Below are 15,414 nucleotides of genomic sequence, written 5' to 3'. Positions count from 1 at the left end.
TGCTGGGCCGCCGTCAGGTAGCAATGGGAGGGGGAGTGGTTACCAGATGGTCACGCGCTCCTCGGGAGCCAGGTACATGCCGTCGCTTTCGCTGACGCCGTAGGTGTCGTGGAAGGCCGTCATGTTCTTCACGACCTGATTGCAGCGGAACTCCTCCGGCGAATGGGGGTCGATCGAGAGCCTGCGGACGCGCTCCTCGGTGCGCATCTTCGACCGCCACGCTTTCGCCCAGGCTTCGAAGAACGCCTTCGCCTGCTCCGGGCTCGGCGCCACTGGCACACCGGGAGTCCCGGCCCGCTCACCGAGTTCGAGTTCGAGAGCCTTCCACCCGATCGACAGACCGCCGAGGTCACCGATGTTCTCCCCGACCGTCAGCGCCCCGTTGACATGCTGGGCGTCATCGAGACCGGCCGGAACCAGTGCCTCGTACTGGGCGATGAGCGCGTTCGTGCGCTCCTCAAAACGCTCCCGATCCTCCGACGTCCACCAGTCGACGAGGTTGCCGTCCCCGTCGTAGCGCGAACCCTGATCGTCGAAGCCGTGCCCGATCTCGTGACCGATGACCGCACCGATCGCCCCGAAGTTCGCCGCCACATCACCTGCGGCATCGAAGAACGGCGGCTGGAGGATCGCGGCGGGGAAGACGATCTCGTTCATCACCGGGTGGAAGTAGGCGTTGACCGTCTGCGGGGTCATCAGCCATTCGGTCCGGTCGATGCCTCCGCCGATGCGGCGCACCTGCCGCACGTGTTCGGCCTGGGCGCAGCGGCGGACGTTGCCCACCAGATCCGAGGAATCGATCGCAGCCGGGTACTCCCGCCACACCTCGGGATAGCCGACCTTCGGGGTGAACTTCGAGAGCTTGACCAGCGCACGGTCCTTCGTCTCCTCGCTCATCCAGTCGAGCTCGCGGATCGACTTGTCGTAGGCCTTGATGAGCATGCCCACGAGGTGGTCGATGGCTTCCTTGGCTTCGGGCGGGAACTCGGCGGCGACATAGAGTTTGCCGACGGCCTCGCCGAGGAGGGACTCGACGAGCCCGACCCCGCGCTTCCAGCGTTCCCGCAGCGCCGGCGTGCCCGAGAGCGTGCGGGCGTTGAAGTCGAAGTTCTCCTCGACGAATTCATCGGCCAGCAGGGACGCGGTGTCGGAGACGACGACGAAGCGCAGCCAGGTCTTGAGGGTGTCGATATCGGTCTCGGCCCACACCTTGGCCATGCCGGTGACGAAGGACGGCTGAGAGACCACGAGGTATTTGAGGTCGGTGGCTTCGGCGGTGAGCAGCCCCAAATAGGAGTCGAAGTCGAACTCCGGGCCGAGGTCGCGCAGTTCGGCGATCGAGTACTTGTTGTAGGTCTTCTCGGCGTCGCGGCAGGCCACCCGGTCCCAGTGGTGGCGGGCGATCTCGGTTTCGAACGCCATGACCTTCGCGGCCACCTCGGCGTCGGAGATCCCGGACTTCTCACCGAGCCCGGCCAAGGCGGACATCTTCTTCACATGGGCGAGGAACTTCGCGCGCACCTCGGCGTGGTCGTCGTTGAAGTAGTAGTCCTCGTCGGGCAGGGAGATGCCGGCCTGGACGAGGTAGAGGGCGTAGACGTCGGAGTCCTTCGCATCGGCGGTGACGTACCCGCCGAGCACTCCGCCGATGCCTTCGATCTCGAGCCGGGCCAGCAGGGCCGCGAGCTCGGACTTGTCCTCGGCGGCGTCGATGGCGGTGAACGTCGAGTCCAGCGGGGTCACACCGAGTTCGTTGATGCGGTCGACGTCCATGAACGAGGTGAAGAGGTCCGCGACCTTCTGGCCCTCGGAACCGGGTTCCTGTGGGGCGTCGGAGACGGCGGTGATGAGGTCGCGGACCTTGGTCTCGGCGGTGTCGAAGAGCTCGCGCATGGCACCGTCGCCGGCCCGGTCGTCGGGGATGGTGAACGCGTCGATCCACTCGCCGTTGATGTTGCGGTACAGGTCGTCCTGAGGGCGCACCGAGGCGGAAGAAGTTTCAGAAGTCATGGTGCAACAGTATCGTGATCAGCAGGGGTTCTGCGCTGGAGTTTCCGACGTCGTCCGTCGGTCGGCCGCCCGCCGCAGATCGTTGAGGAGGAACGAATGAGTATGGCATCCGTCGTGTTCGTGTGCACCGGCAATATCTGCCGCTCGGTGACGGCCGAACGCGTGCTCGAGCATCATCTGAGGATCAACGGCACCGAGGCGGTCGTCGATTCCGCCGGAATCAGCGACGAGGAGGCGGGCAATCCCATCGACCCACGTCAGGCGCGGGTGCTCGCGGCCGCCGGCTACCGCACCGATGATCACGCCGCTCGACAGATCACGGTCGACTGGCTGGCCGAACGCGATCTGGCCGTGGCGATGACCGCTCGCCACTATCGTGCGCTGCAGCGGCTGATCGAGCAGATCCCCGCCGAGGCGGCCCCGGAGCTGCGGATGCTGCGTGAGTTCGATCCCCGGCTGGTTCCGGACGGGTCCGAAGACGGGTCCGAAGGCGAGTCCGTCGGTCGTGGGCAGGGCCGCGGGATCAGTGATGCGGCCGAGCCCGGTGCCCCCGCACCCGATGTGCCGGACCCCTGGTACGGCGAATTAAAGGATTTCGAAGAAACTCTTGAGACAATTGAAGTGTCCGTGCCGGGAATCACCGATCACCTGCACGCTCTGGCCGAGAAGTCTGCGTGATACTGGAAGCAGAATCGCCGATCGATGAACGAACGCCCTGAAGGAGAAACTCTCATGACTCGTACTAAGTGGTCCGCTTTCAAGCTGGGCTTCGCCGCCCTGCTGGTGGCTGCCTTGAGTGTCTTCGCGTTTGCGCCCGCCAGTGCTCACGACCAGCTCGTGTCCTCGAACCCCGAAGACGGGGCGGAACTGGATCAGCAGCCCGAGTGGCTCGAGATGACGTTCTCCGGGAACATCCAAGAGGTCGGCTCCGAAGTCACCGTCGTCGTCGACGGCAAGGACGTCTCGGCCGGTGAGCTCACCGTCGAGGGCAAGAAGCTCAGCGTGGCGCTGCCCGATGACCTCAAACCCGGCGACTATGAGGTGACCTGGCGTGTGGTGTCCCAGGACGGACACCCGATCTCCGGTGACTATGCCTTCACCATCAAGGACTCCGAGGGCGCAGGCGGCGCTGTCGAAGAGTCCACCAAGGCTGGCCTCGGCGGCGGAGTCGTCGACGAACCGGGCAAGGACACCGGAGAGCGCGGTGAGATCGGAGAGGCCAGCGGCAGCGATTCCGGTATGTCGACCCCGATGATCGTGCTGCTCTCCGTCGGCGGACTCGCGATCATCGTCATCGTCGTCCTGCTCATGCGCCGCAAGGCCCAGGGCCTGCCCGGCACCAAGGGCGATGATTCGAGTTCCGGCCCCGGTCCGAAGAACGACTGAGGTCCGCGGCACAGCGACACTCATCTGACGAACCGATGGCCGAGGCCCCGGAGGCGAGAGCTTCCGGGGCCTCGCTGCATCGTCGGACCGTTTGCGTGCGGGACTCGACCGGCGCAGAGGCCGCGGAATAGAACCGGACCGGGACGCTGTTGTCCTACAGGGCTGATCGCCTCACCGAGCATCGACATCCGATCGCTCGCCACCACCTCGCTGACCGAAGGACGGCATCACAGTGTCCATTCCTCTCAACATCCTCGACCTCGTCTCCATCCGTGAGGGATCCACGGCCCGCGAGGCCATCGCGAATTCGATGTCGACCGCCGCGCTCGCCGATGAACTGGGCTACTCACGCCTCTGGTTCGCCGAGCACCACAACACGATGGGTTTGGCTGCCAGCGCCACGGCACTGCTCATCTCTCAGGCCGCCTCGGTGACGGAGAGGATCCGAGTGGGCTCCGGCGGTGTGATGCTGCCCAACCATGCGCCGCTCATGGTCGCCGAGCAGTACGGAACCCTGGCGAACATCCATGGCGATCGCATCGACCTGGGCCTGGGGCGCGCCCCCGGCACTGACGGCATGACGGCCCAGGCGCTGAGCCGTTCCTCGGCCGAACCGCAGTCCTTCGCGCAGAACATCTACGACCTGCAGGGCTGGTTCAGCGAACGGGGTCAGGCCTACAGCGCACCGATCAAGTCGGCCGTCTCGGCTGGAACAAACGTTCCGATCTGGGTGCTCGGGTCGACGATGAATGGGGCGTCGATCGCCGGTCAGCTGGGGCTGCCGTTCTCACTGGCCTCGCACTTCGCTCCCGATCAGATCGACGCGGCCATCAAGGTCTACCGTGATTCCTTCACCGCCGATGCCCCGACCGCGCAGATCGACAAGCCCTACGTCATGGCCGGGATCAATGTGATGGTCGCCGACACCGACGCCGAGGCGCAGCGTGAGTTCACCCCGGTCAGGCAGATGTTTGCGGACATCGGCCGGGGACGCAGCCGGCAGCTGCAGCCGCCGGTCGAGCCGAGCGAATTCGCCGCTCAGGGCATGGGCGAGAACCCGATGCTCACGATCAGCGCCGTCGGCTCGCCGGACACCGCGACCGAGCAGATGGCCGAGTTCGTCGAGCGCACCGGTGCCGATGAGCTCATCACCGTCACCTACGCCTACGACATCGAGGTGGGCCAGCGGTCACTGCGCCTGTTGGCTGACGCCTGGTTTTGACTCGGCACCTCACCTCGTGAGCCGCACATGTGCGGCCAGCCCGGTGTCGTCGGCGGCCAGGACTCGTGCGGTGCTGAGGATCGTGTCCTCCATCGCCGAGGCGGCCCGTGTCGGTCGCACATCTGCGCGGGTCGCGATGCTCACCGTCCGTGACAGGCTCGGCTCCACCAGTTGGGCCGAGATCAGCTGAGGTCGGTCGACGAGGACCATGGCGGGGACGATCGCCACGCCAACGCCGCGTTCGACGAAGCGCAGCACCGCGTCCATCTCCCCGCCCTCGACGACGACGTTCGGGTACAGGCCGCTCGATTCGAAGGCCGCCGAGGTGGCCTCCCGCAGGTCGTACCCGTGATGGAACAGGACCTGGGGGAGTGCGGCCACCTCGGCGAGGGTGATCTGATCGCCGCTGATCAGCGCCCCGTCGGCGGCCGCGATGACGACGAGATCCTCGCCGAGCACTTCCTGCATCTGCAGTCGGGGTGTCTGCGCGCCGAGGTCGACGGTGCGGGTGATGAGCGCGAGGTCGAGTTCGCCGGCACCCAGAGCCTCGATGAGCTCCCGGGATCCCTTCTCGACGAGTTCGAGCTCGACTCCAGGATGCTGATGGTGGAAGCGACTGATCGCCTCGGCGACGAGGCTTACGCACAGGGTCGGGGTGGCGCCGAGGCGGATCCGACCGCGGCGCAGGCCGGCGAGCTCGTCCATGTCACGGCGGATCGCCTCGGCGTCGGCGAGCATCCGACGGGCCGTCGGCAGCAGCGTCTCGCCCGCCGCAGTCAGCGAGATGTGGCCGTGGGCGCGGTGGAAGAGCTCTGCGCCGAGCTCCTTCTCCAGGGTCGAGATCTGGCGGCTCAGCGAGGGCTGAGCCAGGTGCAGGGTGGCGGCCGCCTTCGTGAAATGACCGGTGGCGGCGACCTCGACGAAACTCGTCAGCTGTTCCAGATTCATGTCAATAGCGTATCGCTATCAACTCGACTCAAACAATGCATTGGACGTATGTGGTGGGCGCTCTTAGCGTGGAAGCATGACCACTACACAGGGAACAGCCCGTCGCAGAGAACGCTCCATCTCCACCTCCGTGCTCGTCATCGGCACCGGTGGATCGGGCCTGCGCGCCGCGATCGAAGTCGCCGAAGCAGGGGGCGATGTCCTCGCCGTGGGCAAGCGCCCGAAGGAAGATGCACATACCTCGCTCGCGGCCGGCGGCATCAACGCCGCACTGGCCACCGTCGACCCCGAGGACACGTGGCAGCAGCACGCGGCCGATACGATCAAGGAATCCTATGACCTCGCCAACCCCCGCACCGTCGAGATCGTCACCCAGGGCGCAGCCGAAGGCATCGCCGACCTGGAGCGATATGGAATGGACTTCGCGAAGGAGGACGACGGTCGGATCTCTCAGCGCTTCTTCGGCGCCCACACCTGGCGCCGCACCGCTTTCGCCGGAGATTACACGGGCCTGGAGATCCAGCGCACCCTCATTCGTCGTGCCGAGGCCCTGAACATCCCGATCCTCGATCGGGTCTACATCACGAAGCTCCTCGTCGCCGATGGTCGCATCTTCGGTGCCTTCGGCTTCGACGTCATCGACGGCACCGCCTACCGCATCCACGCCGACGCCGTCATCCTCGCCGCCGGCGGGCACAACCGCATCTGGCGGCGGACCTCCTCCCGTCGGGATGAGAACACCGGCGACTCGTTCCGCCTGGCCGTCGAGGCCGGAGCGCGTCTGCGCGACGCCGAGCTCGTCCAGTTCCATCCCTCGGGCATCATCGAACCCGAGAATGCCGCGGGCACCCTGGTCTCCGAGGCGGCCCGCGGTGAGGGCGGAATCCTGCGCAACGGCCTGGGGGAGCGGTTCATGGAACGCTACGATCCCGAGCGGATGGAGCTGTCCACCCGTGACCGCGTCGCCCTGGCCGCCTATACGGAGATCGCCGAGGGCCGCGGCACGGAGAACGGCGGCGTCTGGCTCGACGTGTCCCACCTGTCGCGGGAGACGATCATGAACCGGCTGCCGCGCGTGTTCGCCACACTCATGGAGACGCAGATGCTCGACATCACGGCCAGCCCGATCGAGATCGCACCCACCGCTCACTACTCGATGGGCGGGGTGTGGGTCGATCCCGTCGATCACAGCACCGATGTCGAGGGACTGTGGGCCATCGGCGAGGCCTCGTCCGGTCTGCACGGGGCCAACCGCCTCGGCGGCAATTCGCTCATCGAACTCCTCGTCTTCGGTCGGATCGTCGGACGGTCCGCGGTTGCCTACTCCGAGGAGCTCGAGGCACAGGTGCGTTCGCGCGATGCCGTCGCCGAGGCGCGGGCCGAGATCGATGATCTGCTCGCCTCGGACGGTACGGAGAATGTCCGGGCGCTGCAGCGCGAGGTCCGCAACCTCATGACCGAGCATGCCGGCGTCGTCCGTGACGAGGCTGGACTGCAGGCCGGACTGGAGAAGCTCGCGGGCATCGAGGCTCGGATGGAGAATGTGGGCATCCACCCGGATATCGCCGGCTTCGCCGATCTCTCGCACGCCTTCGATCTCAAGTCCTCGGTGCTCGCGGCCCGGGCGACGATCGAATGCGCGCTTGAGCGCCGCGAGACCCGCGGCTGCCACAACCGCAGCGACTATCCGGAGCAGGACCCGAGCCTGCAGGTCAACCTCGTGTGGTCGCCGTCGACGGGAGTCGTGCGCGAGGACATCCCGCCCGTTGCCCCCGAGGTCGCCGAGCTCATGCGCCATGATGAGATCAGCCAGGAGGGCAAGCTCGTGGAGTGAGGCTCGCCCGCAACGACCCTCCAACACACCCGACGGCGGCGCAGCTACCCCGCGCGAGGTAGCAGTGCCGCCGTTAGGTGTGTCTGTGCGCTGAGGGTCAGCAGATCGACGACAGTTCCCGGCCCGCTGAAAAGTGGGCGGGAGAGTCTGCGGGGGCTTGACCGAACCGCAGAAGAGGTTGTGTGGTCACCCTTGCGGGGGCTGTGTGTTCGCGCCCTCAGGATCTTGATGCATCTATCAATGCATGCATCTGTTAGCCTGTTGGCGTGAACGAACTGCTGACGCTTCCCTGGCAACGCACCGACGACACCGCCCCGATCGCCTCGCGGATGGCCGCCTGGGCGGCTCGAGAGATCATCGAACGGCGCTTCGAACCCGGCGAGCTCCTCACCGAGGCTGACCTCGCCGAGGCGCAGAAGGCCAGTCGCACCCCGGCACGGGAGGCGATGCTCCAGCTCGAGCGGTGGAGACTCGTCCGTCTCGTCCCGAAGAAGGGGGCGATCGTGACGACCGTGACGAGCAGGGAACGACGTGACCTGCTCGCCGTCCGCGCCATGTTCGAAACCGATGCCGTCCAAGAGCTGACCACACGCGGCGGCCTCGAAACCCTCGCGGACGACCTGCGGGCTCTCCTCGACGGGCAGCGGCAGGCCGTCGAGGAGAGCAATCCGCTCGACTTCGCGAGCTTCGACTACGCCTTCCACGCCCGACTCATCCGCGGCGGAGGCAACAGCATCGTCGAGGAGCTGCTGACCACGATGGGCCCGAGGCTGGCACGGCTGACCTACCAAGTCGCCACCGACCAGCCGGGCACGCTCGACACCCTCCTGAGCGAGCACGAACGCCTCACCGACCGTGCCGAGCACGGCAGCGCCGAGGAATTCGGACAGCTCGTCCACGAACACATCGACGCCTCCCATTTCCCGCAGGGGCGACCGCTGTGACCGCCGGGTCCGATGCCGCGACCACCGATTCGACGACCTCGCCGATGGCCTCCGCTTCTCGCACAGAGACCGCCCAGATGCAGGCCGACGCCGCCGACCCTCGCCCGCGCCGAGGCGGTGCGTGGCTTCGCGTAGCACCGGCCATGTTCCTCCTCGCCTGGGGCGGCAATCACTTCACCCCTCTCGTGCACATGTACGAAGAGGACGGCGGCTATGCCGTCTGGCAGGCGAACCTGCTCCTGGGAATGTACGTCGGTGGACTGATTCCGGGACTCCTGGTCGCCTCGGCGCTGTCTGATCGTCGCGGACGCAAACCGCTCCTCATCGCCGGAACGATCGCCGCGATCCTCGGCAGCGTGCTGCTGGGACTCGGCTTCGACCTCTTCTGGCTGCTGTGCGTGGGCCGAGTGCTCGCCGGTGCTGGAGTCGGCGTGGCGATGTCCGTGGGCACGAGCTGGATCAAGGAACTCTCCGCCCCGCCTTTCGATCACCGGGCCGGCATCACCGCTGGCGCTCGCCGCCCGGCCCTGACCCTGACCTTGGGCTTCGCGCTCGGTGCGGCGGTGACCGGGTGCCTCGCCCAATGGGGGCCACTGCCCGAGGCGACCCCCTACGCGGTCCACACACTGCTGAGCATCATCGCCTTGGTCATCGTTCTCACCGCGCCGGAGTCCCTGGGCGGGGACCGCCGTTCGACCGAACACTGGTGGCGCGGACTGCGGATCCCGCTGGTCGGCCACCGGACCTTCGTGCGACTCATCATCCCCGCCGCCCCGTGGGTCTTCGGCGCCGCCGGCATCGCCTACGCGGTCATGCCCGCCCTCGTGCAGGACACGCTGGGGGAGTGGACGACGCTGTACGCGACAGTGCTCACCGTCGTCACCCTCGGTGCCGGAGCGCTTGTGCAGAACGCCGTTCCCCGGATCAACCGCTGGTCAGGAGGTCGGGCGCTCGTCGTCGGGCTCGGCCTGATGTCGCTCGGGATGGTGCTCGCCGTCGTGGCGGCACTGGTGGCCAGCCCGATCCTTGCCTTCGTCGTGGCCATCGTGCTCGGCATCGCCTACGGCACCTGTGTGGTGGCCGGACTCATCCTCGTCCAGGCCATCGCCGCACCGGACGACCTGGCCGGAATCACCGGCGTCTACTACTCACTGGCCTACTCCGGATTCCTCCTGCCGACAGTGCTCGCCGCACTGCTGCCGGTGATGCCCTACAGCCTGTCGCTGGCAGGGGTGGCCGTGATATGCCTGCTCTGCCTCGCCGCTGTCGCCCGCGCTTCGAGCAGGCGCTGGTGAGCAAGCGCCCGTGGCGAGGATACAACCACGGTGAGCAAGCGTCCGGGGTGTGGGAAAGACCATGGTGAGGGGCGCAGGGGAAGAACTAGGATGAAAACACTTCGCAACCACCTGATAGGGGTCGACATTCATGCTCGGTAATCAACGCACGAAGCCATCACCGGCGGTCAGCGCCTTCATCGACATCATGGGACCGCGCCACGTCCTCACCTCGGCGCGGGCCACTGCTCCCTATGCCAAGGGCAACCGCTTCGGCGGCGGCAGCGTCCTCGCCGTTCTGCGGCCGGGCAGCCTCGTCGATATGTGGCGGGCGCTGCAGGTCTGCGTCGACAACGACCTCATCGTCATCCCGCAGTCGGCGAACACCGGCCTGACCGGCGGTTCCGGCCCCGGCGCGCAGGACTACGACCGCGAGATCGTCATCATCTCGACCCTGCGCATCAACCAGATCCACCTCATCAATGACGCTCGCGAAGCCGTCTGCCTCGCCGGATCGACGCTGTACGAACTCGATGAGAAGCTCGCCCCGCTCGGCCGCGAACCGCACTCGGTCATCGGGTCGTCGTCGATCGGTGCGTCCGTCGTCGGCGGAATTGCCAACAACTCCGGCGGGTCTCAGATCCGAAAAGGTCCGGCATTCACGAAGCAGGCGATCTTCGCCCGAGTGACCGAGGAGGGACGGCTGGAACTGGTCAACCACCTCGGCGTGAAGCTCGGTGACGATCCCGCTCACATCCTCGACAAGCTGCACCGCGGTGACTGGGATCCGGCCGATGTCACGCCCGCGCCCGAGGACACGATGGAGACCGAATACGGCGAGCAGGTGCGTCGGATCGTCGACTCGCCGGCCCGGTTCAACGCGAACCCCGACTATTTGTACGAGGCCTCGGGGTCGGCGGGCAAGCTCATGGTCTTCGCCGTGCGCACCCGCACCTTCCCGAAGGTCACGGACGCGACCACGTTCTATGTCGGCACGAACTCCCCGGCCGAGCTCGAAGCGCTGCGCCGCGCGATCCTGACCTCGGACATGCCGCTGCCGATCTCCGGCGAATACATGGGCCGGCCGTCATTCGACCTCGCGGAGAAGTACGGCAAGGACACGTTCGTATCGATCAAGCACGCAGGCAGCCGGGAGCAGATCAGGCTCTTCGCGCTGAAGAACTGGGCCAACGGGGTGTTTGCGAAGCTGCCGTTCTTCGGCGAGACCGTTGCCGACACCATCGCGCAGAACGCGTTCAATCTGCTGCCGCAGCAGCTGCCGAAGCGGATGCTCGAGTACCGCGACCGGTTCGAACACCACCTGCTGCTCGTCGTCAGCGGCGAGGAGAAGGCGCGGATGGGTGCGTTCCTCGATGACTTCTTCGCCGAGGCGGCCCACCACGGTGCGTACTTCGTCTGCGATGCCGATGAGGCTCAGTCCGCGATGCTCCACCGGTTCGGTGCTGCGAGTGCAGCCACCCGTTACTTCAACCTCAACCGCGAGGACTCCTCGGACATGATCACCTTCGACGTCGCGCTGCGCCGTGATGATGAGGACTGGCTCGAGGTGCTGCCGGACGAGATCGCCGACCAGCTGCACATCAGCTCCTACTACGGCCATTTCTTCTGCCACGTCTTCCACCAAGACCATGTGGCGAAGAAGGGTGTTGATCCGGTGGCGCTGAAGAAGCAGATGACGGCGCTGCTCGAGGAGCGCGGTGCGGCCGTGCCCGCCGAGCACAATTTCGGTCGGCTCTATCAGGTGCCTTCGAAGATGGAGGCCCACTTCAAGGAACTCGATCCCTGCAACGTCTTCAACCCCGGAGTCGGAGAGACCTCGCCGAAGAAGAACTGGGCCTGAGCTCGGCTTCCCGCGCGTTCTTCGCATTCGTGCCGGCTCGCGCTGCCCTCGCGTCCGTGGCCACTCGCGCTGCCCTCGCGTCCGTGGCCACTCGCGCTGCCCTCGCGTCCGTGGCCACTCGCGCTGCCCTCGCGTCCGTGGCAGCTCACGCTTACGGTGCGTCCCTCGCCGCAAACAGCAAAACACCCCGGTGCGCCGGGGTGTTTTGGCGTGAACGATGAGGGATGCTCAGGCAGCAGTGCGAAGTGTCACTTCCGCGACGGTGTGCCGCTGGCAGTGAAGTGATGCCCACTGACCGTCCGACTGCCGGTTGAACGGATGCCCACACCGCCGAGGCGGTCAGTCCTCGTCTTCGATGTCAGCAGCTGCGGCCGCCTCGGCGCGGGCCTGCTTGATCTTGCGTGTGCGAGAGATCGTCGTGAGGGTGATCGTAGCGATGAAGCCGACCGCCGCACCGATCACGATGGCGTACATGCTGGTTGGGGCGCCGAATGTAGCGCTCGTTCCCATGCCGGCATCGATGAGCGGACGGCCTTCGCTCATGTGGAAGACAATCGCACCGACCCAGACGATGGCGAACACCGCGCCGACGATGTTGCCGACGACCAGCCGTTTCGGTGAGACGCGGGCCATCGACATCGAGAAATCCACATTCTCGCGCTTGCAGTAGCCCGAAATGACGCTGCTGGTCGCGATGGAGCCGAGGATGATGAACGCGCTCCACACTCCCGCGCCGAGAACGGCGAAGATGAGGCCGAGCGCGAAGAACACGTAGGTGGAGACGACTGCCCCCAACGTATACGCGCGCAGGATGACGTCGCGCTCGCGTTCATCGCCCATGGACGGGTCGTTGAAGCCGGCGATCTTGTCGGCGAGTTCGTTGCCGCGGTGCTTCTTGTTGCTGATGTTGCTCATGGGGCTTCCTCCTGCAGTGAGAAGATCTCTTCGACAGTGGTGTTCAGTGCGCGGCTGATCCGTATGGCCAGGTAGACGCTTGGGGCGTAGTCGCCCTTTTCTGTGGCGATGATCGTCTGCCGTGATACTCCGGTCAGTTGTGCCAGTTGGGCTTGGGTGAGCCCGGATGCCTTGCGAGCCTGTTTGAGGTTCGAGGTCTGAACTTCCATGGGGCTCCTTGGTGTCAACTTTGTTTTACATCTCAAAGTAAAGCATGGTTGACATTGTGGTGTCGATGATCTTTGACATCGCCGAGGTGGTTCCGCCGTTCCGTGCCGCGTGCCGGTCATTTCGCGGCGGTCTTTGCGCATAACCTCTCGTGGGCGCGAAAACACCGCGGTGCACCAGGGCGTTTTCACGCTACCGGTGATGGGTGAGCAGGCGGGTGTGAAGTGACGCAGTCGGGAGGGAGTGCCGCGAACGGTGGGTGATGGGTGCTCGTCGCGGCCTCAGCGACGATGGCGGGCGCCGGATCAGGGATTCGTATCGTCACCGGGGGAGTGCGTGTGTATGTCGTCGCCGGGGGCGTGCGTGTGCATGCGAATTCCCTCATTGTTGAAGATGCTCAGCACCTGGGCCGAGCGCTTGCCTGCTGCGCAGATGCTGTGCGGGATGCGGGTGTCGAATTCGGCGGCCTCCCCGTTGGTGAGGACGAGATCCTGACTGCCGAGGAGCAGGCGCAGTCGCCCAGAGATGACGTAGAGCCATTCAAAGCCGTCGTGGACCTGCGGCTCCGGGGGAGTGGCGACGGGCGGGTAGGTGATCCTGTAGGTGGCGACGGGAGAGCCCTCTGGCGCGAGGGGCGTGATGACCATGCCGTTCCTGCGGATGGCTCGGCGGCGAACCCGAGGGTCGGCAGCCTTCGGAGTCACGAGATCGTCGATGCTGATGCCGAACTGACGAGTGAGGGGGAGGAGCAGCTCGAGACTGGCTTGTCTCTTTCCGGATTCCAGGCGTGAGAGGGTGCTCGGTGAGATGCCGGCGCGAGTGGCCACCTCGTCGAGTGTCCAGTCTCGATCATTGCGCAGTGCGCGCAGACGCGGCCCGATGTGTTTGAGTTCCTCAGTCATGTCCGTCCCTGAATCTCCCGGATGCGGTGGTCTCCGACTCCTTGTCTTGCCAATTGTGCAAGAAGCATTGCGCACGGGCAAGGTCTGAGCTGACCATGAAAGCATGAGCGAACACTGGGAAGTCATCATCGTTGGAGGAGGCGTCGCCGGCTTGTCGGCGGCACTGACCTTGGGACGCGCGCGCAGGCAGGTGCTGGTGGTCGATGTCGGCGAGCCGCGCAACCGCTTTGCCGCGCATATGCACGGCATGCTCGGAAGCGACGGGGTCGACCCCAGCGAGCTGCTGCGGCGCGGACGAGAAGAGGTGAGCGCCTACGATGTCACGATCCGCCCGGGGGCAGTCGAGACTGTCGCAGAGGTCGATGATGGACTCGCCGTGACCTTTGCAGATGGCAGTACGGCCACGACGCGCGCCCTCATCGCAGCGAGTGGTCTCGTCGACGAGCTGCCCGAGATTCCGGGACTGACGCAGCAGTGGGGCGCCGGCGTCCTGCATTGCCCGTACTGCCACGGGTGGGAGGTGCGCGGGCAGCGTCTCGCTGTGCTCGGCACGTCTGCGATTTCGCTGCACCAAGCTGAACTGATCCGGCAGTGGAGTGACCAGGTGACCTTCTTCACCGCCGACTGCGGAGCCATCAGCCCAGACGTTGCTGCGCGCCTGCGCTCACGGGGCGTGAGACTCATCGACTCACCGGTGGCCGAGGTCCTCACCGAAGGTGAACGCCTGACCGGGGCACGCCTCGCCGACGGCAGCAGCATCGCCCTCGACGCGGTGTTCATCGCACCGTCGTCACGACCGCAGGATGAGTATCTTGCCCCTTTCGACCTCGACCGCGCCGAGAACCCGATGGGCAGCTTCGTCGCCGTCGACCCGGCCGGCCTGACCAGCCACGAGCGAGTCTGGGCGGTCGGCAATATCGTCAACCCCGCAGCGAACGTGGCCGTCTCCATCGGGGCCGGGTCGACGGCCGGCGGCATGGTCAACATGGCGTTGGTGAGCGAGGACTTCGACCGAGCCTCATCCGGGCAGGCTGACGAACACGCCGGAGACGCGAACAACGCCGAGGTGCAGAAGACAGACGTACAAAAGGCAGACGTGCAGAAGGCGGACGGGCAGGGCACGGCATCGCCAGCGAATGATTCGCTGGAGGAGTACTGGGAGGCCCTGTACGCCGAAAGTGCCCAACGATGGTCGGGACGGGCGAACGCCACCACCGCCGAGGTGGTCGCGGCGCTGGGTGCCGACCATGGCACTGCCGCGCTCGAGCTCGGCTGCGGAGAGGGCGGTGACGCCGTCTGGTTGGCCACTCAGGGGTGGCATGTCACCGCTGTCGATGTCTCGACAACGGCGATCGAACGCGGTGCCGACAGTGCTCGGGAGTCCGGAGTCGCCGAGGCGATCACCTGGATCAGCCATGACCTGTCCACATGGACGACCGAGGAGACCTTCGACCTCGTGACCGCATCGTTCTTCCACTCGACTCCTGAGATGCCGAGGACCGAGATTCTTCGCCGTGCGGCCAAGCGGCTGCGACCCGGTGGGCACCTGCTCATCGTCTCTCATGTGTTCGACGATCCTGAGGACATTCCGCCCTGGGTGCTGCGCTATTACGAGACCGACGACCCAAGGGACCCCGCGCTGCAGGACGAACTCAGCCACCTGCTCACGCCAGCGGCCGAGCTCACTGCTTTGGCGCTCGACGGAGCCGAATGGGAGATCGTGATCGAGGAGGTCCGTCCGCGTGAGACGGCCGGTCCAGACGGTAAGGAGACGGCCGTGGTCAAAGACGGCGTGCTCCTGCTGCGGCGACGAGCTGTCTGAGGGTGCTTCTCGCCGTCGCAGCGAAGCACCCCGCTCAAGCTGTCCCCGAATCCTGCCGGTCGCCCGGCAGTCGGGACCGCATCTGAGCC

General features: G+C 66.0%; 13 protein-coding genes. 8 read left to right on the top strand and 5 right to left on the bottom strand.

The features are described from left to right. Positions 1–39: 39 nt before the first annotated feature. Positions 40–2,010 (bottom strand): M13 family metallopeptidase, encoded by a 1,971-nt coding sequence (locus ACPUD7_RS08895; protein ID WP_425119687.1) that lies wholly within the window; start codon positions 2,008–2,010, stop codon positions 40–42. 96 nt (positions 2,011–2,106) lie between these two features. On the opposite strand from ACPUD7_RS08895, the gene ACPUD7_RS08890 reads away from it, so the two are divergent. The 3 genes from ACPUD7_RS08890 (at position 2,107) to ACPUD7_RS08880 (ending at position 4,618) form a co-directional block, all read left to right on the top strand. Further along, positions 2,107–2,688, top strand: coding sequence for a low molecular weight protein-tyrosine-phosphatase (locus ACPUD7_RS08890; RefSeq protein WP_425119686.1), 582 nt, complete (start codon positions 2,107–2,109; stop codon positions 2,686–2,688). 54 nt (positions 2,689–2,742) lie between these two features. Next, on the top strand, positions 2,743–3,396 hold the full coding sequence (locus tag ACPUD7_RS08885; RefSeq protein ID WP_135540757.1) for a copper resistance CopC family protein: 654 nt from the start codon (positions 2,743–2,745) through the stop codon (positions 3,394–3,396). A 232-nt stretch (positions 3,397–3,628) separates the two neighbouring features. Beyond that, positions 3,629–4,618, top strand: a complete 990-nt coding sequence (locus ACPUD7_RS08880; protein ID WP_425119685.1) for an LLM class flavin-dependent oxidoreductase — start codon at positions 3,629–3,631, stop codon at positions 4,616–4,618. 9 nt (positions 4,619–4,627) lie between these two features. Here the strand turns inward: ACPUD7_RS08880 and ACPUD7_RS08875 are convergent, their stop codons facing one another. Next, on the bottom strand, positions 4,628–5,566 hold the full coding sequence (locus ACPUD7_RS08875) for a LysR family transcriptional regulator (protein ID WP_425119684.1): 939 nt from the start codon (positions 5,564–5,566) through the stop codon (positions 4,628–4,630). 76 nt (positions 5,567–5,642) lie between these two features. On the opposite strand from ACPUD7_RS08875, the gene ACPUD7_RS08870 reads away from it, so the two are divergent. The 4 genes from ACPUD7_RS08870 to dld all read left to right on the top strand — a co-directional run bounded on the left by ACPUD7_RS08870 (position 5,643) and on the right by dld (position 11,479). Next, entirely contained in the window at positions 5,643–7,400 is a 1,758-nt protein-coding gene (locus ACPUD7_RS08870) for an FAD-binding protein (protein ID WP_425119683.1), read from the top strand. Positions 7,401–7,666: 266 nt separating this feature from the next. After that, a complete protein-coding gene (locus ACPUD7_RS08865) occupies positions 7,667–8,344 on the top strand; it encodes a GntR family transcriptional regulator (RefSeq protein WP_425119682.1) in 678 nt (225 codons plus the stop codon). Further along, a complete protein-coding gene (locus tag ACPUD7_RS08860; protein WP_425119681.1) occupies positions 8,341–9,639 on the top strand; it encodes an MFS transporter in 1,299 nt (432 codons plus the stop codon). The genes ACPUD7_RS08865 and ACPUD7_RS08860 overlap by 4 nt, the downstream gene beginning before the upstream one ends. Positions 9,640–9,769: 130 nt before the next feature. Beyond that, positions 9,770–11,479, top strand: coding sequence for a D-lactate dehydrogenase (gene dld, locus ACPUD7_RS08855; protein WP_425119680.1), 1,710 nt, complete (start codon positions 9,770–9,772; stop codon positions 11,477–11,479). 339 nt (positions 11,480–11,818) lie between these two features. On the opposite strand, the gene ACPUD7_RS08850 is transcribed toward dld, so the two are convergent. The 3 genes from ACPUD7_RS08850 to ACPUD7_RS08840 all read right to left on the bottom strand — a co-directional run bounded on the left by ACPUD7_RS08850 (position 11,819) and on the right by ACPUD7_RS08840 (position 13,503). Further along, positions 11,819–12,394: a hypothetical protein gene (locus tag ACPUD7_RS08850; protein ID WP_425119679.1), complete on the bottom strand. Its 576-nt coding sequence runs from the start codon at positions 12,392–12,394 to the stop codon at positions 11,819–11,821. After that, positions 12,391–12,603 (bottom strand): helix-turn-helix transcriptional regulator, encoded by a 213-nt coding sequence (locus ACPUD7_RS08845; protein WP_425119678.1) that lies wholly within the window; start codon positions 12,601–12,603, stop codon positions 12,391–12,393. The genes ACPUD7_RS08850 and ACPUD7_RS08845 overlap by 4 nt, the downstream gene beginning before the upstream one ends. Before the next feature lie 303 nt (positions 12,604–12,906). Further along, on the bottom strand, positions 12,907–13,503 hold the full coding sequence (locus ACPUD7_RS08840; protein ID WP_425119677.1) for a helix-turn-helix domain-containing protein: 597 nt from the start codon (positions 13,501–13,503) through the stop codon (positions 12,907–12,909). 103 nt (positions 13,504–13,606) lie between these two features. Here ACPUD7_RS08840 and ACPUD7_RS08835 point away from each other — a divergent pair, with 103 nt between their 5' ends. After that, on the top strand, positions 13,607–15,325 hold the full coding sequence (locus tag ACPUD7_RS08835) for an FAD-dependent oxidoreductase (RefSeq protein ID WP_425119676.1): 1,719 nt from the start codon (positions 13,607–13,609) through the stop codon (positions 15,323–15,325). The last annotated feature ends 89 nt before the right edge of the window (positions 15,326–15,414 follow it).

Origin of the sequence: Brevibacterium sp. FAM 24630 (assembly GCF_049804075.1) — a bacterium.
GTDB lineage: Bacteria > Actinomycetota > Actinomycetes > Actinomycetales > Brevibacteriaceae > Brevibacterium.
This window is presented reverse-complemented; position numbering and strand designations above follow the sequence as displayed.

Excerpts from the sequence above, each read along its gene's own strand:
- ACPUD7_RS08895 (WP_425119687.1), bottom strand. The coding sequence starts at position 2,010 with ATGACTTCTGAAACTTCTTCCGCCTCGGTGCGCCCTCAGGACGACCTG.
- ACPUD7_RS08890 (WP_425119686.1), top strand. The coding sequence starts at position 2,107 with ATGAGTATGGCATCCGTCGTGTTCGTGTGCACCGGCAATATCTGCCGC.
- ACPUD7_RS08885 (WP_135540757.1), top strand. The coding sequence starts at position 2,743 with ATGACTCGTACTAAGTGGTCCGCTTTCAAGCTGGGCTTCGCCGCCCTG.
- ACPUD7_RS08875 (WP_425119684.1), bottom strand. The coding sequence starts at position 5,566 with ATGAATCTGGAACAGCTGACGAGTTTCGTCGAGGTCGCCGCCACCGGT.
- ACPUD7_RS08870 (WP_425119683.1), top strand. The coding sequence starts at position 5,643 with ATGACCACTACACAGGGAACAGCCCGTCGCAGAGAACGCTCCATCTCC.
- dld (WP_425119680.1), top strand. The coding sequence starts at position 9,770 with ATGCTCGGTAATCAACGCACGAAGCCATCACCGGCGGTCAGCGCCTTC.
- ACPUD7_RS08850 (WP_425119679.1), bottom strand. The coding sequence starts at position 12,394 with ATGAGCAACATCAGCAACAAGAAGCACCGCGGCAACGAACTCGCCGAC.
- ACPUD7_RS08845 (WP_425119678.1), bottom strand. The coding sequence starts at position 12,603 with ATGGAAGTTCAGACCTCGAACCTCAAACAGGCTCGCAAGGCATCCGGG.
- ACPUD7_RS08840 (WP_425119677.1), bottom strand. The coding sequence starts at position 13,503 with ATGACTGAGGAACTCAAACACATCGGGCCGCGTCTGCGCGCACTGCGC.
- ACPUD7_RS08835 (WP_425119676.1), top strand. The coding sequence starts at position 13,607 with ATGAGCGAACACTGGGAAGTCATCATCGTTGGAGGAGGCGTCGCCGGC.